Origin of the sequence: Phenylobacterium sp. (assembly GCF_025934275.1) — a bacterium.
In the GTDB taxonomy this organism is placed as follows: Bacteria; Pseudomonadota; Alphaproteobacteria; order Caulobacterales; family Caulobacteraceae; genus Phenylobacterium.
This window is the reverse complement of the sequence record NZ_JAICYI010000064.1, coordinates 1-20,423: the sequence shown is the minus strand read 5'-3', so window position 1 is coordinate 20,423 and position 20,423 is coordinate 1. Positions and strand designations below refer to the sequence as shown.

Sequence of the window (20,423 nt, the reverse complement as noted above, 5' to 3'; positions counted from 1 at the left end):
GCCAGGTCCGCTCTCCGCCCTCAGGCGACGTTGGCGAGGTCCGACCCGGAGCGGCGACTGCCAACGTCCGGCTACGGGAAGAGAGCCAATTACCGCTTCCGACCCGTCGCCGACCTTCCCGAGAACCGTGCTACGCCCTAGCTTTCACTTGGTTTCGCTTCGGGGGGAGCGAGGGCGTGGAGATCCACAATCCGAAGCCGTGGCACGGCTGGCGCGAGTTCGGTAAGGAGCTTGGCACGATCATGCTTGGCATTCTGATCGCGCTCGCCCTCGAGCAGTCCGTCGAGGCGGCGCGCGAGCACAGCCTCGCCGTGGAGGCCCATGCGGCGATTGTCGCGGAGATGCAGGAGGACCTGAACCGCGTCGCGTATCGTCTCGCGCAGCAGCATTGCGACGACGCCCGCCTGCACGCAATCTCAACCCTGCTGGCGGCGTGGGAAGACGGCAAGCCGCCCCCGGCTGGCCTGTTCATCGGCGACCCCGGCGACGTGGCTCTCGTCGCCCAGCGCTGGCAGGCCAACCTCAACAGCGGTCGCTTCAGCCGCCAGCCGGAGAGGGCGCAAGAGGAGCAAGCCGCCTTTTACACGCGGCTCGCCATCCTCGACGACATGGAGCGCCACGAGCACTACGTCTGGTCCGACTTGCGCGCGCTGGAATTGGGCCCAGCCATACTCCGCACCGACTTGCGTCCCACCTTGGTGTCCGCCTTGCAGCGCGCGTACGGGCTCCAGCGACATCCGTCAGCTTGGCCAACAGGTGATCGACACCGCTAAAGCGGCAGGTCTGACGCCGCGGCCGTTCTTCGGAGCGGCCATCCAGGGCACCGCCTGCCGGCCGATCCTTGGGGCGGAGGGAGAAGCGCACTGAGATTGGGTTCAAGGCGGCCCTTGCGGCCAAAGCTTCAGCTTGCAACACGCCTTCACGGAAGAGCGCGCGGTGCTCGGGCTTTGAAAACTGCGAAGCTTGCGAACCTCTCGAAGGCAAGCGGCGCACCGGTGAGCCCGGCTAACGCCGCAAATCGGCGATGCGATCCGCCGCCACCTTCCAGCCGCTGCGGGCCAGCCGCAGGACGAGTCCCGGCCCACGGTGCTGTGGGACGGGGAGTGGGAGATCACCTGGGTCACGTTCCGCGACATGGGGGCGGCGTTCGGCGTCGCGATCCTCGGCATCTATGTGCTGGTGGTCGCCCAGTTCCGCAGCTTCCGCCTGCCGCTGGTGATCCTGACGCCGATCCCGCTCACGCTGGTGGGGATCGTGCCCGGCCACATCGTCTTCCACGCGCCGTTCACGGCCACCTCGATGATCGGCTTCATAGCCCTGGCCGGCATCATCGTGCGCAACTCCATCCTGCTGGTGGACTTCATCCGCCATGCCAAGGGCGAGGGGCGGGCGCTGCGCGACGTGCTGCTGGAGGCCGGCGCGATCCGCTTCAAGCCGATCCTGCTCACGGCTTTGGCCGCCATGATCGGCGCAGCGGTGATCCTGTTCGATCCGATCTTCCAGGGGCTGGCGATCAGCCTGCTGTTCGGCCTGGCCTCGTCCACCCTGCTGACCGTGCTCGTGATCCCGGCGATCTACGTGGTGCTGAGGGACGATGGGCGCCCGGCGGGCTCCGCCCCCGCGGTGAGCGAGGCCCAGCGGCTAAAGGCGGCGGCATGACGCCGGGCTCCTCCTGGCTTAACTAGGAGCGATGGCCGCCAACCCTACGCACCTGCCTGCGGCGGAGCAGCTCGAGGCCCTGAACGACAGGGCCGCCGTGGCCGCGCGGCTGTTACGGCTGTTCGCCAGTGAACACCGCCTGCGCATGCTCTGCCGCCTGGGCGAGGGCGAAGCCTCGGTGAATGAGCTCGCCCACTATGCCGGCCTGGCGTAATCGGCGACCTCGCAGCACCTGTCGAAGCTCCGCGCGGAAGGCGTGGTGGCCGCCCGCCGCGACGGCCAGACGATCTACTACAGCCTGAGCGATCCGGCGGCGGTGCGGATGATCGAGGCGCTCTGCAGACTCTACTCAGGAGGCTAGATCAGCGCCTGCCTCTCGGGGCGCCGGACAAGCGTCGCGCCCGGCGTGCTCAGCCGCGCGGGGCGAGGGTGGCGAGACCGAGGCGGGCCTGATTGTCGGCGCGCAGGCACCAGTCCATCGGGCCGGCGCCGCGGTCGACGGCGAAGCCTTGGGCGATCAGCGTCTGGCCGAGATCGAGGCCGTCGAGGTTGACGAGCCGCAGATCGCCGGGGGCGTCCGTGCGGCGCACGTCCACATGCCGCGCGCCGGCCAGCGCGGCGCGGGCGGCTGCGAGCGCCTGGCCGGCGGCGGCGGCCTCGGCGCGGCAGGCGGCCTGCGGCGCGGGGCGCGGGGCCTGGGCGTCGGCGAGCGTGAGACTCTGGCCGTCGATCACCATGCGGTCGCCGGCCAGCACCTGGACGGCATGGGTTTCCGCGAGCGGGCTGTCGGCCTCGAAGGACGCGTTCGGCACGCAGGCCGAAACGCCGAGCGAGGCGGCGGCGAGGGCGAAGAAGAGGCGGTCGCGCATGGTCCGTGCTCCTGCAGCGAGGACGTGCGGAGCCTTGGGTTCCCGACGATCGGTGCGGCGGCGCCGAAGGCTCTGTCGTGCGGAGCTACGGTAGCGTCGGCGCCTCAGACGCAGATGTGACCCAGGTCGCTGCCCGAGCCGGTCACTTCGGATGCGACGGCGTCTGGGCGCAGACGACCGACCAGTGGACCCGCCAGGCGCCGTCAGGGTCGCGCCGGAAGCCGGCGATGTAGTTCACGTGGTGGGTGAACGGGCGTCCCTGCTCAACGCTGTTCTCGTCGTAGGTCGAGCGGTAAACGGCCATGTCGCCGGCCGAGGCGACATCGACGGTCTCCTCGATCAGCACCAGGCGCCACTCCGGCGCATATCTGAACGCCGCGCCGAGTCCTTCCCTGTCGGCCTGCGCGCCGATCGAGGGCGGCCGGCCGCTCTCCATGGAGACCAGGTCCGCGGCGTCGAAGGCGGTGGCGCGCGCCACGTCGTGGGCGTTGATGCCGGCGACCATCTTCGCGACATCGGCCTTGATGACGGCGGCGACGGCGGCGTTTGTCGGCTCAGGCGTGGCGGCCGCTGCGGTCGCCGAGGCCAGCAGGAGCGCGAACGGGAGCCACAGGACGCGGGGGCGCGCACGCGACAGGAGGATAGTCATGGGGACCTGCCCTCGAAGGTCGTCCAGCCGAGCTTCATGCCGGACACCCGCGTTGGCAAGTCGAGCCTCGCGCGTCCTGGCTCGTCAGGCGGCCGGCGGCGGGGCCGGATAGAGCACGCGTCCGTCAGGACGCACCGAGGCGCCCGGCGTCAGGGTCGCGGGGTCGACGTGGCCAGGGCCCAGGATGTGGAAGACGGCCTCGCGCCCGGCGATCAGGTAGTCGGCGATGATCCGGCGGTGGCACCGCCACCACACCGCTTCGGCGCACATGATCGCGCAACGGCGCCGGCCGAGCGCGCGCAGACGCTCCAGGCCGCCGCGGAACCCCTCCGTCAGGGCGTAGTCGGCGTAGTTGCGGAAGCTCGCGTTGGTCCAGAGCGCGTTGGGCGAGCCCTCGGCCGTCCGCTGGCGGGCGCGCAACCCGCCGAGCTCGGCCAGGTGTTCGTAGCCGATCGCGTAGGCGGCCAGCGAAGCGGGCAGGATGTCCTGGTTGAACTGCGGGTTGGCGCGCGAGCGTGGGATGGCGCGCACATCGACGACCAGCTCGATCCCGGAGGCGACGAGCAGGTCCGCAAACTCCCCGAGCGAACGGGTCGAATGACCGATGGTGAAGTAAGGCGGGCTGCTCGGCAAATCAGGCGCGCTCCGGCCGGCCGGACATCCTCAGACCAGGGGCCCGGCGCGGCGGGCGAGCTCGGAGCTGCCTCTCGGGGTGATGTCCCAGCCCTCGTGGCTGCGCTCTGCGAGACCCATGTCGCTCAGCGCCCGGGCGGCCGCAATGTTGACGAAGGCGACGGACTCGCCGGCCTGCTTGCGGGCGAGCAGCTGCAGGGTGTGCAACTGCAGCTCGGTGAGATCCTCCATCGACACGCCTCGATTCACTGGCCTCACCGCGTTCCGGTGATCTCCTTGATCATGGCCTGGACGGGGGCCTTGGCGCCAGCGTTCCACATGCCGCGCAGGTGGGTGAGCGTGAGCGCCGCCGGGCCGGCGAGCTTCCACTCGCAATCCTCGAACCGGCAATCGTCGAAGCGCGGCGGCTCGCCGCCCGAGTAGATGAGCCGGCAGGCGCGGAACTCGCACTGGGCGAAGGTTTCGCCGTCCAGGGCGACGGACTCGTGATTGTAGCTGGCCTTGCTCGGCATGGGATCCCGCTAGGCCTTCGGATCGGGATCGGGCTCGGCGTCCGGGTCGGTCGCCCGAGCGCGGTCGCGCTGCTCCGCCTTGGCGGCGGCCTTCTGGGCGGCCTTGGCGGCCTTGGCGCGGTCGCGTTCGGCGCGTTCGAACTGGTAGTTGGGTTTGCGGGCCATCGGGCGGGTTCCAGTGCGGCGCTATTGCCGGGCTTTGCGCGCAGCATAGCGGGAGTCGCGCTTGGCCTTGGCCTCGGCCTTGGTGAGGGCCTTGCGCTCTTTGCGCGCGCCGCGCTTGGCGTCGAGCTCGGCGGCGGCGGCGGAGTCCTGCGCCAGCCGGGTCGCCTCGATCGCCTGCGCGGCGGCCAGCTTCCTGGCGGACTTCGCCTCGACCCGGAGCCTGCGGACCTGGTCCAGCGCCGCTTTCTTCAGCGCCGCCCTGGACGGCGCCGAGGGATCGGTGACCGTCGGCTGCGGGCGAAACTTGGCGAGCCGCGCCTGCCTGGCGTCGGCCGCCCTCTTCAGCCTGTCCGAGAAGCCCGCGCCGGCGATGTCCTGGGTCATGGAGGGTGTCGAGCTTCCGAGTGGGGCGAAGGGACCGCGCGGTCGAGGCGGCGGGGCCGTGGCCCCTCTAGATGGGCGCCCGGCGGGCGGGGCGCCAGCGGCAGCGCCGGTCGGCCGCTCCTCCGGGCTTGGACGTTCGGGCTAAGCGCTCTCCTTGGCGGGCTGGGCGGTCGGCAGGACGTAGGCCTTCATCCGGTCGCGGATCAGCTTCTTGTCGATCTTGCCGGTGGCGCCGAGGGGGATGTCGTCGACGAACACCACGTCGTCGGGCATCCACCACTTGGCGATCTTGCCTTCGAGAAAGCTCAGGAACTCCTCCTTGCTGGCGGTCTCGCCCTCCTTGAGCTTGACCAGGAGGACCGGCCGCTCGTCCCACTTCGGGTGCGCCGCGCCGATCACCGCGGCGATGGCCGCCTTGGGGTGGCCGACGGCGAGGTTCTCGATCTCGATGGAGGATATCCACTCGCCGCCGGACTTGATCACGTCCTTGGCGCGGTCGGTGATCTGCATGAAGCCGGCCTCGTCGATGGTGGCGACATCGCCGGTGTCGAAGAAGCCGTGGTCGTCGAGGATCCGGCCGCCCTCGCCCTTGAAGTATTCGCGGGCGATGAAGGGACCCTTGACCTTCAGTCGGCCGAAGGTCTTGCCGTCGTGCGGCAGCGGATGGTCGGCGTCGTCCTCGATCTCCATGTCGACGCCGAGCGGCGCGCGGCCCTGCTTCAGCTTCAGGCGGACCTGGCCTTCCGGATCGAGGCCCAGGGTCGCCTGGTTGGGGGCCGAGAGCGTGCCGAGCGGGCTCATCTCGGTCATGCCCCACGCGTGTGTGACGTCGACGCCGAACTCGTCGCGGAAGCCGCGGACGATCGCCTCCGGCACCGCCGAGCCGCCGATCACCACGCGCTTCAGCGTGGAGAGCTTCGCCTGCTTGTCCCGCAGCTCGCTGAGCAGCATCTGCCAGACGGTGGGCACGGCGGCGGAGAAGGTGACGCGCTCGCTCTCCAACAGCTCGTAGACCGAGGCGCCGTCGAGCTTGGCGCCCGGCATGACCAGCTTGGCCCCGACCGCCGGGGCCGAGAAGGCGATCCCCCAGGCGTTGGCGTGGAACATCGGGACGACCGGCAGGATGGTGTCCCGCGCCGAGAAACCCATGACGTCGGAGGCGAGCGTCACCAGGGTGTGCAGGAAGTTGGACCGGTGCGAGTAGAGCACGCCCTTGGGGTTGCCGGTCGTGCCGGAGGTGTAGCAGAGGCCGCAGGCGGTGTTCTCGTCGAAGCCGCCCCAGGCGACGTCGGGCGAGCCGCCGGCGACCAGCGTCTCGAAGCAGACGGCGCCCTCGAGGCCGGCGGCCGCAGCCATGTGCGCCTCGTCGGTCATCACCACGAAATGCTTCACCGTCGGCATCTTGGCACGGTGCTCGATCAGCGTCGGCACGAAGGTGAGGTCGGTGAAGATGATCTTATCTTCGGCGTGGTTGATGATGTAGCAGAGCTGGTCGGCGAACAGTCGCGGATTCAGCGTGTGGCAGACCGCGCCCATGCCCATGATGGCGTACCAGGCCTCCAGGTGCCGGGCGGTGTTCCAGGCCAGGGTGGCGATGCGGTCACCCGGCTTCACGCCGAGACCGGCGAGCGCGCCGGAAAGCCGCCGGGCGCGCTCATGCGCCTGGGCGTAGGTGGTGCGGACGATCGGGCCCTCGACCGAGCGGGAGACGATCTCCACCTCGCCGTGCCACCTGGCGGCATGGTCGAGGATCTTGTCGACCGTAAGCGGCCAGTCCTGCATCAGGCCGAGCATCGCAGAATTCTCCCGGTGGGCTTCCTCAGGCTTTTCGGCAGGTTAGTTTCCTGAACCGCGATAAGCAACGTGGGCCGCCTTACGTCCGGGCGAGCCAGGCGGCGGCGGCCTGCGCCACATCCTCGCCAGTCTCGACGCGCGGCCAGCCGACGGACGTCTCGGCGAGGCGCTCGAGCTGATCGCGCAGCACCTGGAGGTCGGCGTCGGAGGCGTCGCCGACACGGGCGGCGACCCGGGATTCGAGCACGGCTTCGGCCGCGTGCAGGAACATCGGTCGGAACGGCACGGCGGCCGCCCGAGCCAGGTCCTCGGCGCGGCGGCGCAGGTCCGGCTCGATGAAGGTGGCGTCCAGCACCACCGCGCGGCCGGCGCGGAGCATGGCGCCGGCCTCGGCGAACAGGGTGTCGTAGACCCTGGCGTAGAAAGCCGGCGTGTAGGTGTCGCGGGGCAACCGGTCGGTGGGACCCGCGCCCGCCAGGCGCTTGCGGATCTCGTCGGTGCGCAGGACGACCGCGCCCGGCGAGGCGCCGAAGGCGGGAGCGATCGCGCGGGCGAAGGTGGTCTTGCCGGCGCCTGAGGCGCCGCCGACCGCCGCCAGCAGCGGCGGCGCGGGCGACAGGTGGGCGATGGCGGTCGCGAGATAGGCGCGGGCGCCTTCCGCATCGTCGGCGTGGGCCTGGACGTGGGCTCGCACGGCCGCCCGGACGGAGAGCATCAGCGGCAGGGCGGCGAGCCCCTCCCAGATCGTCTCGGGAAAGCTGCGCGCGGCCTGGTCCAGCCAGGCGGCCAGCACCCGGGCCGCAGCCTCGCGACGGCCGCGGAAGTCCAGGTCCATCAGCAGGAAGGCGAGGTCGTAGAGGACGTCGATGTCGGAGAGCAGGTCGTTGAACTCGATGCAGTCGAAGAGGATCGGCCGGCCGTGCTCGACGATGATGTTGCCGAGGTGCAGGTCGCCGTGGCAGCGGCGGGCGAAGCCCTCGCGCGTGCGGGCGGCTAGCAGGCTCGCCTGGCGATCGAGCTCGGCGGCGGTGAGCGCGACCAGGCGCCGGACGGGCTCGGCGCCAAGCACCGGCGCGAGCTCGGTGAGGAGCTGAGCGTTGGAGCCGACGGTGAACGCCATCGAGCTCACCCCCCCGGTGAGCCGGACGGGCGCTGCGGCATGGAAGCCGGCGATGGCGCGGCCGAGCGCCTCGGCGGTTTCTCCGTCGACCCGCTCGGGATGGGCGGCGAGCAAGGCGTCGTCGGCGAAGCGGCGCATCTCCAAGACGGTCTCGACCGTCTCGCCGACGCCGTCGAGGGCGAGGCTCCCATCGGGCTCGCGGGTGATCCGGCGAAGCGCGCGGTAGATGTCGGGCGCGGCCGCCTTGTTGAACGCGAGCTCGCGCTCCAGCGCCCAGTTGCGCCGCTCGGCCGTCGTGAAGTCGACGTAGCCCAGGTCGACGTGGCGCTTGACCTTGAAGGCCGTTTCGCCCGCCAGGAACACCCGCGCGCAGGCCGTCTCGATGACCCGCTCCGCGCGCGCCGCGAGCCAGCGGGCGACCTCGGCTTCCTCGCTCAAGGATAGAGCCGCTGGGTGGTCCACGCCTCGCCCGCCCGTTCGAACAGCAGCCGCTCGTGCAGCCGGAACGGCCGGTCGCGCCAGAACTCGATCGTCTGCGGGGCGAGGCGGAAGCCCGACCAGTGCGGCGGGCGCGGCACCTTGCCGAGCCCGAACTTCAGGCCGAACTCGGCGATGCGATTCTCGAACGCCATGCGGTCGGGCAGCGGCCGCGACTGCTCGGACGCCCAGCCGCCGAGCTGGGCGGGCCGCGCGCGGGTCGCCCAGTAGGCGTCGGCCTCGGCCTCGCTGACCGGGGTCACGGCGCCGCGCGCGCGCACCTGCCGGCGCAGCGACTTCCAGTGGAACAGCAGCGCCGCCTTGGGGCTGGCGGCGAGCTGGCGGCCCTTGGCGCTCTCGACGTTGGTGTAGAAGACGAAGCCGCGCTCGTCGGCGTCCTTCAGGAGCACCATGCGCACGTCCGGCAGGCCCGCCGCGTCGACCGTCGCCAGGGCCATGGCGTTGCCGTCGTTGGGCTCCTTCGCCAGGGCTTCGGTCAGCCATTCGGCGAACAGGACGAAGGGATCGCTTTCGGCAAGCTGCGGCGGCGGCTCGGCGGCCGCCACCTGGCGGACGTAGTCGTCCTCGCTGGGCGAGGGCGGGATCGGCGGCTTCTCGATCATTGCGCCCCTATAGCCCGAGCCGCTTCGCATCGGCGAGGTTTAACGCGGCATTGACCCCAGCGCGCGCAAGCTTCGGGTTCATGGCCAAGGCCGAGCCCCAGATGAGCTTGAGCGAGGCCCGCGCCTTGCTGGGCGTGGGCGCCGCGGCCGACGCCCAGGACGTGCGCCGCGCCTTCCGCAGCGCCGCCAAGCGCGCCCATCCCGACCGCACCGGCGGCCCGGCCGAGCCGTTCCAGCGGCTGGTCGAGGCCTGCCGCCGGCTCGAGCGCGCCACCGGCGTCGCCTGGTCCGACCCGCTGCCGCCCAAGAACGAGCCCGGCCGGCTCTACATCACACCGCTGGTGGCCTGGGGCGGCGGCTACGCCGAGCACCGCATGGCCGACGGCCGCAAGCTGCGCATCCGCTGTCCGGTCGGCCTGCGCAACGGCGACCAGGTTCGCGCCCAGGGCCGAATGCTGGAGGTGGTGGTGCGCAATGCGCCCGACATGCAGGTGCGCGGCCACGACCTGTGGATCACCGTGCCGGTCGCGCCCGAGACGCTGACCGAGGGCGGTCGCGTGGCGGTGGTGACCCCGATCGGCCGCCGGGTGCTGTGGATCAGCAAGCGCGCCGGCGAGCGGCGGCTGCTGCGCGCGCCGGGGCTGGGGCTGCCGGCCCGCGGCCGCCATCCGGAAGGCCACCTGTTCGTGCGGCTCGCGCCCAAGGCCGGACCGCTGGATTCGGCGGCCCGCGCCCTGCTCAAGCGCTTCTCGGCGGCCTGGGCGGCTTGAGGCGCAAGCCGCCGCCGCATTTGGTGCGCCGCCCCGCTTCCGGTAGAAGCGGCGGCGCATGAGCCACAACACCTTCGGCCACCTGTTCCGCGTGACCACCTGGGGCGAGAGCCACGGGCCGGCGCTGGGCTGCGTGGTCGACGGCTGCCCGCCGGGTATCCCGCTGACCGAGGCCGACATCCAGGGGTTTCTCGACAAGCGCCGGCCCGGCCAGGGGAAGTTCGTCACCCAGCGGCAGGAGCCGGACGCGGTGCGCATCCTGTCGGGGGTGTTCTCCGACGAGCGGCGCCCGGAGCCGGTGACCACCGGCACGCCGATCTCGCTGATCATCGACAACGTCGACCAGCGCAGCCGCGACTATTCCGAGATCGCGACCTCGTTTCGGCCAGGGCATGCGGACTACACCTACTTCGCCAAGTACGGGGTGCGCGACTACCGCGGAGGCGGCCGGCAGTCGGCGCGCGAGACCGCGGCGCGGGTGGCGGCCGGCGCCATCGCCCGCAAAATCGTCCCGCAGGTGGCGATCCGCGGCGCCGTGGTGCAGATCGGGCCCCACGCGGTCGATCCGGCGCGCATCGACTGGGCCGCGACGAGCGACAACGCCTTCTGGTGTCCCGACCCGGAGATGGTCGCCGTCTGGGAGGAGCACCTGGAGACGATCCGCAAAGCCGGCTCCTCCACCGGCGCGATCGTGGCGGTCGAGGCGCTGGGCGTGCCGCCCGGCTGGGGCGCGCCGGTGTACGGCAAGCTCGACGCCGAGCTCGCCGGCGCCCTGATGTCGATCAACGCCGCCAAGGGCGTGGAGATCGGAGCCGGCTTCGCCGCCGCCGCCCTGTCCGGCGAAGAGAACGCCGACGAGATGCGGGCCGGGAACGACGGCCCGGTGTTCCTGTCCAACCGTGCGGGCGGCATCCTGGGCGGCATCTCCAGCGGCCAGCCGGTGACGGCGCGGGTGGCGTTCAAGCCCACCTCCTCGATCCTGACGCCGCGCCGCAGCATCGACGAGGCGAACACGGAGATCGAGCTGCGCACCAAAGGGCGCCACGATCCCTGCGTGGGCATCCGCGCCGTGCCGGTGGTGGAGGCGATGGTCGCCTGCGTGCTCGCCGACGCCTACCTGCGGCACCGCGGGCAGACCGGCGGCGGACAGTTCGCGCCCGGGACCAGCGCGCGGCTTGCGGGAGGCTGATGTCGGGTCGTTGATACAAGCCACGCTTGCATAAGGATAATTCACCCGCGACAAGGGTTTAGGCGAAAGACCCGCCGGTCGTTTTCGGGTTGACCGGGTAGGTCGCAGGTCCGTAATTCAGCGCCACATTCCGTACCGTCAGTGGTCCTAACGTCTCTCGGAACGATCCTACAGAACAGCAACGGCCGCCCTGTGCGATACGACCTGCTCCGCATCCTCCTCGTCGACGACAACCACTACATGCGGGTGCTGCTCTCCGAGATCCTGCGCGCCATCGGCGTGAAGGAGATCCACGAGGCCAACGATGGGGCCGAAGGGCTGCAGATGATGCGCAACCACGCGGTCGACATCGTCATGACCGACCTTTCCATGCAGCCCTTGGACGGCATCGATTTCGTGCGCCTGCTGCGCAACTCACCGGACAGCCCGAACCAGATGTGCCCGGTGGTGATGATCACCGGCCACTCCACCATGCAGCGGGTCGCCGAGGCGCGAGACGCCGGGGTCAACGAGTTCCTCGCCAAGCCGCTCACCGCCCGCGGCGTGATCGAGCGGATCACACAGATCGTCGAGAACCCGCGCCCATACGTTCGGGCCGGCGACTATTTCGGCCCCGACCGCCGGCGGCGGCAGGATCCGAACCACGAGGGGCCGTGGCGGCGGGCGAGCGACGCCGCGCAGCAAAAGGCCGCACCGGAGGACAAATAGGCGCGACGCCGGTTGCTGGCATGATGCGCGCCCGAGTTCCGGAGTTGCGCATGCCTCGCCCGTCCATCGCCTTGACCGCCGCCGCGCTGGCCGCGAGCGGCTTCGCGCTGGCCGGCTGCCTGGCCACCAGCGTCGCCGGGGCGGCCGTCGGCGTCACCGGAGCCGCAGTCGGCGTGGCCGCCAAGGCGGTCGGCGAGACGGTGCACGTGGGCCACGTCGCCGTGGACGCTGCGACAGGCGGCGGGAAGCCGGACAAGGATGACGGGCCGTAAGCGTGCTCGTCCCCGACCGGAGTCAGGGTGTCGGCAGGTGGAGCGCGCGCGTGGGCTTCAGCTCCCCTGCGCTCTCGCGATAATCGGTCCGCTGGCGGAACGGCGTCCAGCGCTTGCCGACCAGCATGCGCCCGGCATAGGCGACGGAGAGCACGTCGCCCGCATGCCCGGCCGGCGCGAAGCGCGCTTTGTAGGCGTAGAACTGACAGCTGTCGCAGCCGTTGTCCGGCTCCAGTTCGCCGCCGAGCGGCACGCTGCCGAGCAGCGCCGGACCGCGCGCGCCGAGGCGGACGATCCAGGCGGTCGTCGAGAGCTGCCCCTGTCCGACGTATTGCGACGACAGCGCCACGGTCGGAACCGGCATGAAGCGCAGCACTTGCGTCCCGTCGGCCGGATGTCCCGTGTTCCCGATCCAGGCGAATTCCGGCCAGACCCATTCCAGCGACCACTCCGAGCCCGTCTTCCGCAGATAGGCGACGCCGATGGCGCCAGGATCGGAATGCGCGCCCAACTCATCGGTCTCGAGCACCACCAGGCCGTAGCGCCCGGCGCCGATCGGGACGAGGACGTCCGGTGTCAGCGACAGGTCGATCCGTCGAGCGGGCAGTCCGCGGTTCCTGGGCTCCTGGACATGCCGCACCGGGCTCGGGAACGCGGTGTGGAAGGCGGCCTGCAGCTCATCCGCAGACGCGGCCGCGAGCGGTTGCGCGCTCGCCAGGGCGGCCGCCGCGACAAGCAGACCCACAGCACCCAACTCGGACACCTCCCGCCCGATCGAGCGCCTGGATCAGCCGTGCGCCCAATCGGGGTTTGGGTGGGGTTTGTTGCGCGAATATTGCGGGTCCCGACCGGAGCGGCCTGCGATTCAGACCAGCACCAACGCGCAGCTCTCGTTGACCGAGGGCCGGGAGACGACGACGCGGGCGAGGCCCGGGAAAGCGGGCTGCAACCGCTCGGCGAAATAGAGGCAGAGCCGTTCGAGGGTGGGACTGTCCAGGCCCGGCTTCTCGTTGAGGACGCCGTGGTCGAGTTCGCCGGCGATGGCGCGCAGCGCCTGGTCGAGCCGGGCGAGGTCCGTCACCCAGCCCACCGGCGGCTGGGCTTCGCCGCGGACGGTCGCCTCGACGCGGAACGAGTGGCCGTGCAGCCGCGTGTAGGGGCTGCCTTGCGGGCCGCCCGCCGGCAGGTGGTGCGCCGCATCGAAGGTCGCGGCCTTGGTGATCTCGAAGGTGGGGGAGCTCATGAGGTCCGATCGGGCGCCGAGCGGGCTCAGGCGATGCCCAGGTATTTGTGCGTCTGCAGGCTTAAACGCCAGCGAGGGTGGGCTAGGCAATAGTCAATGGCGGCGCGGGTCGCGGCCTCACGGTCGGGCCCGTCCATCGGCTGCAGGAGGAACCGCTCGAAGGCCAGCGGCTCGAAACGGGCCGGGTCGACGCCGGCCTGCGGATAGACCAGCTTCAGCTCCTGGCCGGAGGTCTGGGCGAGCGGGGCGTCGGCCTTGGGGCTGACGCAGATCCAGTCGATGCCCGGCGGGACGGCTATCGTGCCGTTGGTCTCCAGCGCGATCGAGAAGCCGCGCGCGTGCAGGGCTGCGATCAAGGGCTCGTCCACCTGCAGCAGCGGCTCGCCGCCGGTCAGCACGACGAGGCGGTCGCGTGCGCCGCCCTGCCAGGTCCGCTCGATCGCCTGGGCCAACGCCTCGGCGCCAGCGAAGCGGCCGCCGCCGGGCCCATCCATGCCCACGAAATGGGTGTCGCAGAAGGTGCAGACGGCGGCCGCCCGATCCTCTTCGCGTCCGGACCACAGGTTGCAGCCCGCGAAGCGGCAGAACACCGCCGCCCGGCCCGCCTGCGCGCCCTCGCCCTGCAGCGTGAGGAAGATCTCCTTGACCGCGTAGCTCATGCGGCGATCGCAGGCCGCCCCTGCGCCACCCACTCGCGCCAGCCGCGGGCGCGCAGCTCGCAGGCGGGGCAGGCGCCGCAGCCGCAGCCCCAGTCGTGCCGGATCCGCCGCTCGCCGAGATAGCAGGTGTGGCTCTCGGCGCGGACGATCTCGACCAGCGCATCGCCGCCCAGGCGCTTGGCGAGCGCCCAGGTCTCGGCCTTGCTGAGCCGCATCAGCGGGGTCTCGATCGCGAAGTCCTGGGCCATGCCGAGGTTGAGCGCCGACTGCATGGCGTCGAGCGTGTCGCGCCGACAGTCCGGATAGCCGGAGAAGTCGGTCTCGCACATGCCGCCGACCAGCACCTGCAGATTACGGCGATCGGCGAGCGCGGCGGCATGGACGAAGAAGGCGAGGTTGCGGCCCGGCACGAAGGTCGAGGGCAGGCCCCTATCGGTCATCTCGATGGCGCGTTCGGCGGTGAGCGCAGACTCTGCGACCTGGCCGAAGCCGCGCAGGTCCAGCATGTGGTCCTCGCCCAGCCGCGCCGCCCAGGCCGGGAACTCCCGCACGATCGCGGCGCGCATCGCCTGGCGGGCCTGAAGCTCCACCGCATGGCGCTGGCCGTAGTCGAAGCCCACGGTCTCGACGCGCGCGTGGCGCTCGAGCGCCCAGGCCAGGCAGACCGCGGAGTCCTGCCCGCCGGAGAACAGCACCAGGGCGCCCTTCGCATCGGTCATGGCGCCCATATGCGCGTTCGACCACGGAATCGGAAGCTCGGCCCCGGCGGCCCAGCGATGCGGAGCGCTGCGCTTAACGAGTTCGCAAGCGCTCGGGAGCATACTCCCCCCCTCGCCTTCAGATCCGGTCGTCATGTCCCTGCCCGAGTTCATCTTCGAGCGCGTCACGGCCGATATCCGCCAGCAGATGAGCGGCATCCTGGCGCTGACGGAACAGCTCGCGCGCCAGAGGCTGACGCCCGACGCCCAGGCCTGCGCCAGCGGCGTGGCCGAGGCCGCCGCGGCCGTGTGCCGGATGCTCGACGCCGCCCTCGAGCTGCAGGCGATACGCGCCGAGCGGCTGGCGGCAGCGACCGACACGATCAGCCTGCGCGACCTCATGGACGAGATCCAGGAACACTGGCAGCCCACCGCCGCGATGGGCGGGGTGACGCTGCTGGTCTCCTACGATGGCGACCCGGAGCTGAAGGTGACCGCCGATCGCCGGCGACTGGTGCAGGCCTTGGACGGATTCATCGGCGAGGCCGTGGCGAGCGCGCGGCGCGGGGCCGTCGAGGCGAGCCTGAGGGCGACTGCCGACGAGGCGACGGCTCGCATCGAGGGGCAGGTTCGCGGCGGCGCCGACGCCGATTGGAGCGGTCGGGACCTGGAAAGTCGGGTCCGCACGGTGGACAGCCGGTTCGGCCTGGAGGTGGCGCTGGGCGTGGCGCTGGCGCGCCAGTTCGTCCTCGACCTCGGCGGCGAACTGGCGGCGGATAACCAGGAGGGCGGCGGCCACAGCGTGCGCTTCGAGCTCAACCTGCCGAGGGCCGAAGATGCGCCGGCGGAGGAGCGCCGGCTCACGGCGCGACCGGCGCACGTGCTGATCGTCGACGACAACGCCACCAACCGCATGGTCGCCCAGGCGCTGTGCGAGATGTTCGATTGCACCTGCGAGGCGGCGAACGACGGGATCGAGGCCATCGACGCCGTGCAGGCGGCGCGCTTCGACCTGGTGCTGATGGACATCAAGATGCCGCGGATGGACGGAGTCTCGGCCGCCCGGGCGATCCGCGCCCTGCCGGGCGCCGTCGGCGGCGTGCCGATCGTGGCCCTGACGGCGAACGCCGACCCGGACGACGCCGCGGGTTACCTCGCGGCCGGAATGGACGGGGTGGTGGAGAAACCGATGAAGCCGGAGCACCTTTTGGCGGTGCTGCAGCAGGCGCTGGACGGGGCCGGCCCGGAATGGGCTGCAGCCTGACGCCGGCGGTCAGGGCTGCAACAATTTTGCGGCAAGACGGCCTATTGCGCGCGCCGCCGCAATGACCTAGGTCGCGGGCCTTCGTTCCGGGGGAGAAAATGGCCCAGGCCAAGCCGAGCATGCCCGCGCCGCCGCCGACCCTGGCCGAGGTGCGCGAGCGGATCGACGCCATCGACGCGGAGCTGCTGCGGCTGGTCGACGAGCGGGCGAGCCTGGCGAGCGTCGTGGCGGCCGCGAAGGCCGCGGCAGGCGAGGCGGGCAGGTTCGGCCTGCGGCCCGCACGCGAAGCGCAGCTGCTGCGCAAGCTGCTGGCGAGCCCGAGACACGGGGCGACGCCGGCGCTGGTGGTGCGCATATGGCGCGAGCTGATCGGCGAGAGTTTGATGGTGCAGGGCCCCTTCAGCCTGGCCGTCTGGGGCGGCGGCGATCCGGCCCGCGCGGTGGAGCTCGCCCGGTTGCGGTTCGGCGCGGCGCCCGCCCTGAAGCAAGCCCGCCGCCCGGAGGACGCCCTGGCGGCCGCCCGTCAGCTCGGCGGCGTGGCGGTGCTGGCGCTCGCGCCCGACAACGCCTGGTGGGGCCGGTTGCTCGCGGAGCGGAAGCTCAGGGTGTTCGCCGCCCTGCCCTGCCTGGCCGCCTGGGGCCCGCTGTCGGCGCTCGGCGTGGCGGAGGTGGAGGTCGAGCCGTCGGGCCAGGACCAGACCTTCTGGGTCACCGACGCGCCGCAATCGGCCTCGGCCGTCGAACTGGCCCTCAGCCGCGACGGGGTGGCCGCGACGCCGCTCGCCCAGGCGGGCGGGCTGAAGCTGTTCATGCTGGCCGGCTTCTATCAGCCCGACGATGCGAGGCTCGCCCGCGCGCCCGGCCAGCTTTCCGGCGTGATCGGGGCTGCGCCGGGCCCGCTGGACGTGTAAGAGGCGACGCCTCGGCCGTATTCGGCCACCACCTCCAGCAAGTCCGGCATGTCCCAGTCCTCCTCCCAGGCTCCCGGCGCGGCCTCCGACCGCGCCAGCGCCGATCGTCCGACGCCCAAGCCCGGCATCCTGGAGATCCATCCCTACGTGCCGGGCAAGGCCAAGGCGGAGGGGATCGAGCGCCCGGTCAAGCTCTCGGCGAACGAGAACGCCCTGGGCTCCAGCCCGAAGGCGCTGGAGGCCTACGCCGAGGCGCGCCACAGCCTGCAGGTCTATCCCGACCCCAGGACCTCGATCGTGCGGGCGGCGATCGCGGAGAAGTTCCGGCTGGAGCCGGAGCGGCTGATCTTCGGCTGCGGGTCCGACGAGATCTTCGCGCTCCTCAACCAGGTGTTCCTCGAGCCGGGCGACAACATGGTGCAGGGCCAGTACGCCTTCGCGGCCTTCGCCATCGGAGCCAGGGCCTGCCAGGCGGATGTGCGCGCCGCCCCCGAGCCCGGCTTCCGCATCGACGTCGACGAGGTGTTGAAGTGCGTGGACGAGCGGACGCGGCTGGTGTTCCTGGCCAACCCCGGCAATCCCACCGGCACGTGGATCCCGTTCTCGGAGGTGCGGCGACTGCATGAGGGACTGCCGCCGAGCGTCGTGCTGGTGCTCGACGGCGCGTACGGCGAGTTCTGCCTGGACCCCGCGTTCGACGACGGCCTCGAGCTCGCCCGGTCGGCCTCGAACGTGGTGGTGACCCACACCTTCTCGAAGCTCTACGGCCTTGCGGGCCTGCGGATCGGCTGGGCCTATGGGCCGCTGGAGATCACCCAGGCCGTCGACCGCATCCGGCTGCCGTTCAACACCACCGTCCCGGCGCAGGCCGCCGCCGCCGCGGCGCTCGGCGACGAGGACTTCAGGCAGGCCTCGATCGAGCTCGTGGAGCGCTGGCGGCCATGGCTGACACAGCAGCTCGGCGGGCTGGGCCTCGACGTCGTCGGCCCCTCGGCGGCGAACTTCCTGCTGATCGGCTTCCCGCAGGCGCCCGGCCGCACGGCGGCCGAGGCGGAGGCGTTCCTGTCGGCCCGCGGGCTGCTGCTGCGGACGCTGTACAACTACGGCCTGCCGGGACACCTGCGGCTGACGATCGGCCTGGAGGCGCAGAACCGGGCGGTGATCGAGGCGCTGGCCGAGTTCATGCGGAGCTGACGCATGGGCGAGGTGATCTATCCCAAGCTGGCGGTGATCGGCTGCGGGCTGATCGGCTCGTCGTTGATCCGGGCGGCGCGCGCGGCGGGCGTGGTGGGCGAGATCGCCGTCGCCGACGCCTCCGAGGCGGTCCGCAAGCGCGCCAGCGAGCTCGGCCTGGGCGACCGCGTGACCGCCGATGCGGCCGAGGCGGTGAAGGACGCCGACCTGGTGGTGCTCGCCGTGCCGGTGCTGGCGATGGCCGAGACGGCGCAGGCCATCGCCAAGGCCCTGAAGGCCGGGGCGACGGTGACCGACGTGGGCTCGGTGAAGGGCTCGGTGGCCGAGGCGATGGCCAAGGCGCTGCCGGCGACGGTCCACGCGGTGCCGGGCCACCCGATCGCCGGGACGGAGCAGTCGGGGCCGGACGCCGGCTTCGCCGAGCTGTTCCGCGGCCGCTGGACCATCCTGACGCCGCAGCGGCGGGAGGACGAGCCCTACCTGGAGGCGGTGCAGCGGCTGGCGGACTTCTGGACCGCGCTGGGCGCCCACGTGGAGCGGATGGACGAGACGCACCACGACCTGGTCCTGGCGGTGACCAGCCACCTGCCGCACCTGATCGCCTACAACATCGTGGGCACGGCGGCGGACCTGGAGGAGGTCACGCAGGCGGAAGTGATGAAGTATTCGGCGGGCGGGTTCCGGGACTTCACGCGTATAGCGGCGTCAGACCCCACGATGTGGCGAGACATCTTCATCGCCAACCGCGAAGCTGTTCTGGAGATACTCGGCCGGTTTACTGAAGACCTGCAGGCGCTGTCGCGGGCGATACGCTGGGGCGAGGCGGACAAGCTGTTCGAGCTCTTCACGCGAACGCGCGAGATCCGGCGCGGCGTCATCGCCGCCGGCCAGGAGAGCCCGGCCCCCAACTTCGGCCGCGACCTCGTCACCCAAGGAAGCCCTGAATCCCCTCGATCGCCTCCACGAGGCTGACGCGCTGCAGCTCGAGGCCCTCGGGCAGCGAGGAGAACAGGCGGCTGGGCGCGGCGGCGTCGAGCATGACGAAGCAGCCCTTGTCGTCGGCGCGGCGGATCAGCCGGCCGAACGCCTGGGCGATGCGGGCGCGGGCGACCGCGTCGTCGTAGGCCTTGCCGCCGAAGCGGGCGCGGCGGGCCTTGTGCAGGATGTCCGGGCGCGGCCAGGGGATGCGGTCGAAGACCAGCAGCCTGAGCGACCGCCCCGGCACGTCGACGCCGTCGCGCACCGCATCCGTCCCCAGGAGGCAGGCGTCCTCCTCGGCGCGGAAGATGTCCACGAGCGCGCCCACCTCCAGCGGATCGACGTGCTGGGCGTAGAGCGCCAGGCCCTTGTCGGCGAGGGGCGCGGCGATCCGCTCGTGCACCGCCTTCAGCCGGCGGATGGCGGTGAACAGGCCGAGCCCGCCGCCGCCGGCGGCCAGGAACAGCTCGCGCATGGCGGCGGCGACCTGGCGGGGATCGTCGCGGCCGACGTCGGTGACCACGTAGGCCCGGGCGTTGGCCGGGTAGTCGAACGGCGAGGCGACCTTCAGGGTCTTCGGCCGTTCGGGGAGGCGCGCGGCGCCGGTGCGCATCTCGGCGAGCGCGAAGGGATCGTCGAGCGTCGGGTCGGTGAGCGTGGCCGAGGTGACCAGCACGCCGTGCGCCGGGGCGATGACGGCGTTGGTCAGCGGCTCTGTGGGATCGACCCAGTGGCGGCGGCAGGCCGCGTCGACCACCCGGCCGTAGAGGAAGGTGGCGTCGAACCAGTCGACGAAGTCGGGATCGTCCTCGGCGTCCTCGTCGATGGCGCGCAGCATGGAGCGCCAGGCGGGCAGCATCATGCGGGCCCGGCGGTCGAGGCCGCGCAGCGCGCCTTCGATGCGGGCGCGCTCGGCGGCGCCGAGCGTGGCGGCCTCGGCGTCGAGCAGGTCCTCCAGGCGCCGGGCGAGCGCCACGAGCGGCGCCTCGACGGCCGCCAGCGCCGCGGCCGCCTCGCGCGCCGTGTCGCGGACCAGGTCGAGGGCGGGCCTGGCGGCGCACTCCATGCCGACCTCGCTGGGCGCGGCCCGCGCCCGCAGCTGCTCCAGCACCGCGACCAGGAAGGCCTCGACCGGGCCGATCGGGTTCACCTCGCCGTTCGGCGGGCAGATGCGCCCGGACCACCCCTCCCCCGGCAGCGCCGCGGCGGCGCGGGTCGCCTGGACGAGCGCGGCGCGGGCCTCCTCGGCCTCGCCCAGCACGTCCATCAGCCGCGCCTCCAGCCCCCGCCCGCGGCGGCCGCGCCCCTCCGGCCCGCGGATCCAGCGGCGCATCTCGGCGGCCTCGGCGCCCGAGAGGGCGGCGGAGAAGGCCGAGTCGGCGGCGTCGAACAGGTGGTGGCCCTCGTCGAAGACGATGCGCTTGAGGAGGCTGGTCTCGCCGTCGGCCTTGGAGCCGCGCGCGGCGCGGGCCCCGTCGAACGCCGCCTGGGTCATCACCAGCGCATGGTTGGCGATCACGATGTCGGCGCGCCTGGAGGCGCGGATCGCCTTCTCGACGAAGCAGGCGCGGTAGTGCGGGCAGCCGGCGTGGATGCACTCGCCCCTGCGGTCGACCAGGTTGCCGGGGCTGGCCGCGGCGGCCGGCGAGACG

Annotated in this window: 26 protein-coding genes; 11 read left to right on the top strand and 15 right to left on the bottom strand. The window is 71.9% G+C overall.

Annotated elements, in window-relative coordinates; all coding sequences use genetic code 11:
- Positions 1 to 176: 176 nt before the first annotated feature.
- From Q0W60_RS14790 to Q0W60_RS17415, 3 genes are all read left to right on the top strand, one after another.
- Positions 177 to 773: a hypothetical protein gene (locus tag Q0W60_RS14790; RefSeq protein ID WP_297696846.1), complete on the top strand. Its 597-nt coding sequence runs from the start codon at positions 177 to 179 to the stop codon at positions 771 to 773.
- A gap of 313 nt (positions 774 to 1,086) precedes the next feature.
- Positions 1,087 to 1,659, top strand: coding sequence for an efflux RND transporter permease subunit (locus Q0W60_RS14785; protein WP_297696845.1), 573 nt, complete (start codon positions 1,087 to 1,089; stop codon positions 1,657 to 1,659).
- Positions 1,660 to 1,690: 31 nt separating this feature from the next.
- A complete protein-coding gene (locus Q0W60_RS17415) occupies positions 1,691 to 1,873 on the top strand; it encodes a hypothetical protein (protein ID WP_366075782.1) in 183 nt (60 codons plus the stop codon).
- 196 nt (positions 1,874 to 2,069) lie between these two features.
- Here Q0W60_RS17415 and Q0W60_RS14775 read toward each other — a convergent pair whose 3' ends face one another.
- The 10 genes from Q0W60_RS14775 to pdxH form a co-directional block, all read right to left on the bottom strand.
- Positions 2,070 to 2,528 (bottom strand): nuclease, encoded by a 459-nt coding sequence (locus Q0W60_RS14775; RefSeq protein ID WP_297696844.1) that lies wholly within the window; start codon positions 2,526 to 2,528, stop codon positions 2,070 to 2,072.
- A 142-nt stretch (positions 2,529 to 2,670) separates the two neighbouring features.
- Positions 2,671 to 3,177, bottom strand: a complete 507-nt coding sequence (locus Q0W60_RS14770; RefSeq protein ID WP_297696843.1) for a DUF4440 domain-containing protein — start codon at positions 3,175 to 3,177, stop codon at positions 2,671 to 2,673.
- Between the two features lie 84 nt (positions 3,178 to 3,261).
- The gene (locus Q0W60_RS14765) at positions 3,262 to 3,810 is read right to left on the bottom strand and encodes a DUF488 domain-containing protein (RefSeq protein WP_297696842.1); all 549 of its coding nucleotides are present in this window, start codon (positions 3,808 to 3,810) and stop codon (positions 3,262 to 3,264) included.
- 30 nt (positions 3,811 to 3,840) lie between these two features.
- Positions 3,841 to 4,041, bottom strand: a complete 201-nt coding sequence (locus Q0W60_RS14760; protein WP_297696847.1) for a hypothetical protein — start codon at positions 4,039 to 4,041, stop codon at positions 3,841 to 3,843.
- Positions 4,042 to 4,064: 23 nt separating this feature from the next.
- Positions 4,065 to 4,322 carry a hypothetical protein gene (locus Q0W60_RS14755; RefSeq protein ID WP_297696841.1) on the bottom strand — a complete coding sequence of 86 codons (258 nt, stop codon included), beginning with the start codon at positions 4,320 to 4,322 and terminating at the stop codon, positions 4,065 to 4,067.
- 9 nt (positions 4,323 to 4,331) lie between these two features.
- On the bottom strand, positions 4,332 to 4,487 hold the full coding sequence (locus tag Q0W60_RS14750; RefSeq protein ID WP_297696840.1) for a hypothetical protein: 156 nt from the start codon (positions 4,485 to 4,487) through the stop codon (positions 4,332 to 4,334).
- 21 nt (positions 4,488 to 4,508) lie between these two features.
- A complete protein-coding gene (locus Q0W60_RS14745; protein ID WP_297696839.1) occupies positions 4,509 to 4,871 on the bottom strand; it encodes a DUF6481 family protein in 363 nt (120 codons plus the stop codon).
- A 141-nt stretch (positions 4,872 to 5,012) separates the two neighbouring features.
- Entirely contained in the window at positions 5,013 to 6,665 is a 1,653-nt protein-coding gene (locus Q0W60_RS14740) for a long-chain-fatty-acid--CoA ligase (protein WP_297696838.1), read from the bottom strand.
- A gap of 79 nt (positions 6,666 to 6,744) precedes the next feature.
- Complete coding sequence (locus tag Q0W60_RS14735) at positions 6,745 to 8,223, bottom strand: AAA family ATPase (RefSeq protein WP_297696837.1); 1,479 nt, start codon at positions 8,221 to 8,223, stop codon at positions 6,745 to 6,747.
- Positions 8,220 to 8,885 carry a pyridoxamine 5'-phosphate oxidase gene (gene pdxH, locus Q0W60_RS14730; RefSeq protein ID WP_297696836.1) on the bottom strand — a complete coding sequence of 222 codons (666 nt, stop codon included), beginning with the start codon at positions 8,883 to 8,885 and terminating at the stop codon, positions 8,220 to 8,222. Before pdxH ends, Q0W60_RS14735 begins: the two co-directional genes overlap by 4 nt.
- Positions 8,886 to 8,965: 80 nt before the next feature.
- Here pdxH and Q0W60_RS14725 point away from each other — a divergent pair, with 80 nt between their 5' ends.
- The 4 genes from Q0W60_RS14725 (at position 8,966) to Q0W60_RS14710 (ending at position 11,824) form a co-directional block, all read left to right on the top strand.
- Positions 8,966 to 9,655: a J domain-containing protein gene (locus Q0W60_RS14725; RefSeq protein ID WP_297696835.1), complete on the top strand. Its 690-nt coding sequence runs from the start codon at positions 8,966 to 8,968 to the stop codon at positions 9,653 to 9,655.
- Between the two features lie 58 nt (positions 9,656 to 9,713).
- Positions 9,714 to 10,844: a chorismate synthase gene (gene aroC / locus Q0W60_RS14720; RefSeq protein ID WP_297696834.1), complete on the top strand. Its 1,131-nt coding sequence runs from the start codon at positions 9,714 to 9,716 to the stop codon at positions 10,842 to 10,844.
- A 192-nt stretch (positions 10,845 to 11,036) separates the two neighbouring features.
- Positions 11,037 to 11,552 carry a response regulator gene (locus Q0W60_RS14715; protein ID WP_297696833.1) on the top strand — a complete coding sequence of 172 codons (516 nt, stop codon included), beginning with the start codon at positions 11,037 to 11,039 and terminating at the stop codon, positions 11,550 to 11,552.
- A 50-nt stretch (positions 11,553 to 11,602) separates the two neighbouring features.
- Positions 11,603 to 11,824 carry a hypothetical protein gene (locus Q0W60_RS14710; RefSeq protein WP_297696832.1) on the top strand — a complete coding sequence of 74 codons (222 nt, stop codon included), beginning with the start codon at positions 11,603 to 11,605 and terminating at the stop codon, positions 11,822 to 11,824.
- A gap of 22 nt (positions 11,825 to 11,846) precedes the next feature.
- On the opposite strand, the gene Q0W60_RS14705 is transcribed toward Q0W60_RS14710, so the two are convergent.
- The 4 genes from Q0W60_RS14705 to queC form a co-directional block, all read right to left on the bottom strand.
- Positions 11,847 to 12,578, bottom strand: a complete 732-nt coding sequence (locus Q0W60_RS14705; RefSeq protein ID WP_297696831.1) for a hypothetical protein — start codon at positions 12,576 to 12,578, stop codon at positions 11,847 to 11,849.
- Positions 12,579 to 12,689: 111 nt separating this feature from the next.
- The gene (locus tag Q0W60_RS14700) at positions 12,690 to 13,067 is read right to left on the bottom strand and encodes a 6-carboxytetrahydropterin synthase (protein WP_297696830.1); all 378 of its coding nucleotides are present in this window, start codon (positions 13,065 to 13,067) and stop codon (positions 12,690 to 12,692) included.
- 26 nt (positions 13,068 to 13,093) lie between these two features.
- Positions 13,094 to 13,726 (bottom strand): 7-carboxy-7-deazaguanine synthase, encoded by a 633-nt coding sequence (queE, locus tag Q0W60_RS14695; RefSeq protein WP_297696829.1) that lies wholly within the window; start codon positions 13,724 to 13,726, stop codon positions 13,094 to 13,096.
- Positions 13,723 to 14,445, bottom strand: a complete 723-nt coding sequence (gene queC, locus Q0W60_RS14690; protein WP_297696828.1) for a 7-cyano-7-deazaguanine synthase QueC — start codon at positions 14,443 to 14,445, stop codon at positions 13,723 to 13,725. The genes queE and queC overlap by 4 nt, the downstream gene beginning before the upstream one ends.
- A 133-nt stretch (positions 14,446 to 14,578) precedes the next feature.
- Here queC and Q0W60_RS14685 point away from each other — a divergent pair, with 133 nt between their 5' ends.
- The 4 genes from Q0W60_RS14685 to Q0W60_RS14670 all read left to right on the top strand — a co-directional run bounded on the left by Q0W60_RS14685 (position 14,579) and on the right by Q0W60_RS14670 (position 18,765).
- A complete protein-coding gene (locus Q0W60_RS14685) occupies positions 14,579 to 15,688 on the top strand; it encodes a response regulator (RefSeq protein ID WP_297696827.1) in 1,110 nt (369 codons plus the stop codon).
- Between the two features lie 98 nt (positions 15,689 to 15,786).
- Positions 15,787 to 16,599, top strand: coding sequence for a chorismate mutase (locus Q0W60_RS14680; protein ID WP_297696826.1), 813 nt, complete (start codon positions 15,787 to 15,789; stop codon positions 16,597 to 16,599).
- A gap of 48 nt (positions 16,600 to 16,647) precedes the next feature.
- Complete coding sequence (hisC, locus tag Q0W60_RS14675) at positions 16,648 to 17,793, top strand: histidinol-phosphate transaminase (protein ID WP_297696825.1); 1,146 nt, start codon at positions 16,648 to 16,650, stop codon at positions 17,791 to 17,793.
- 3 nt (positions 17,794 to 17,796) lie between these two features.
- Positions 17,797 to 18,765 carry a prephenate/arogenate dehydrogenase family protein gene (locus Q0W60_RS14670; protein WP_297696824.1) on the top strand — a complete coding sequence of 323 codons (969 nt, stop codon included), beginning with the start codon at positions 17,797 to 17,799 and terminating at the stop codon, positions 18,763 to 18,765.
- On the opposite strand, the gene Q0W60_RS14665 is transcribed toward Q0W60_RS14670, so the two are convergent.
- The coding region (locus tag Q0W60_RS14665) for an ATP-dependent DNA helicase (protein ID WP_297696823.1) at positions 18,719 to 20,423 on the bottom strand (1,705 nt) is incomplete at its 5' end. The two genes, Q0W60_RS14670 and Q0W60_RS14665, sit on opposite strands and share 47 nt — an antisense overlap.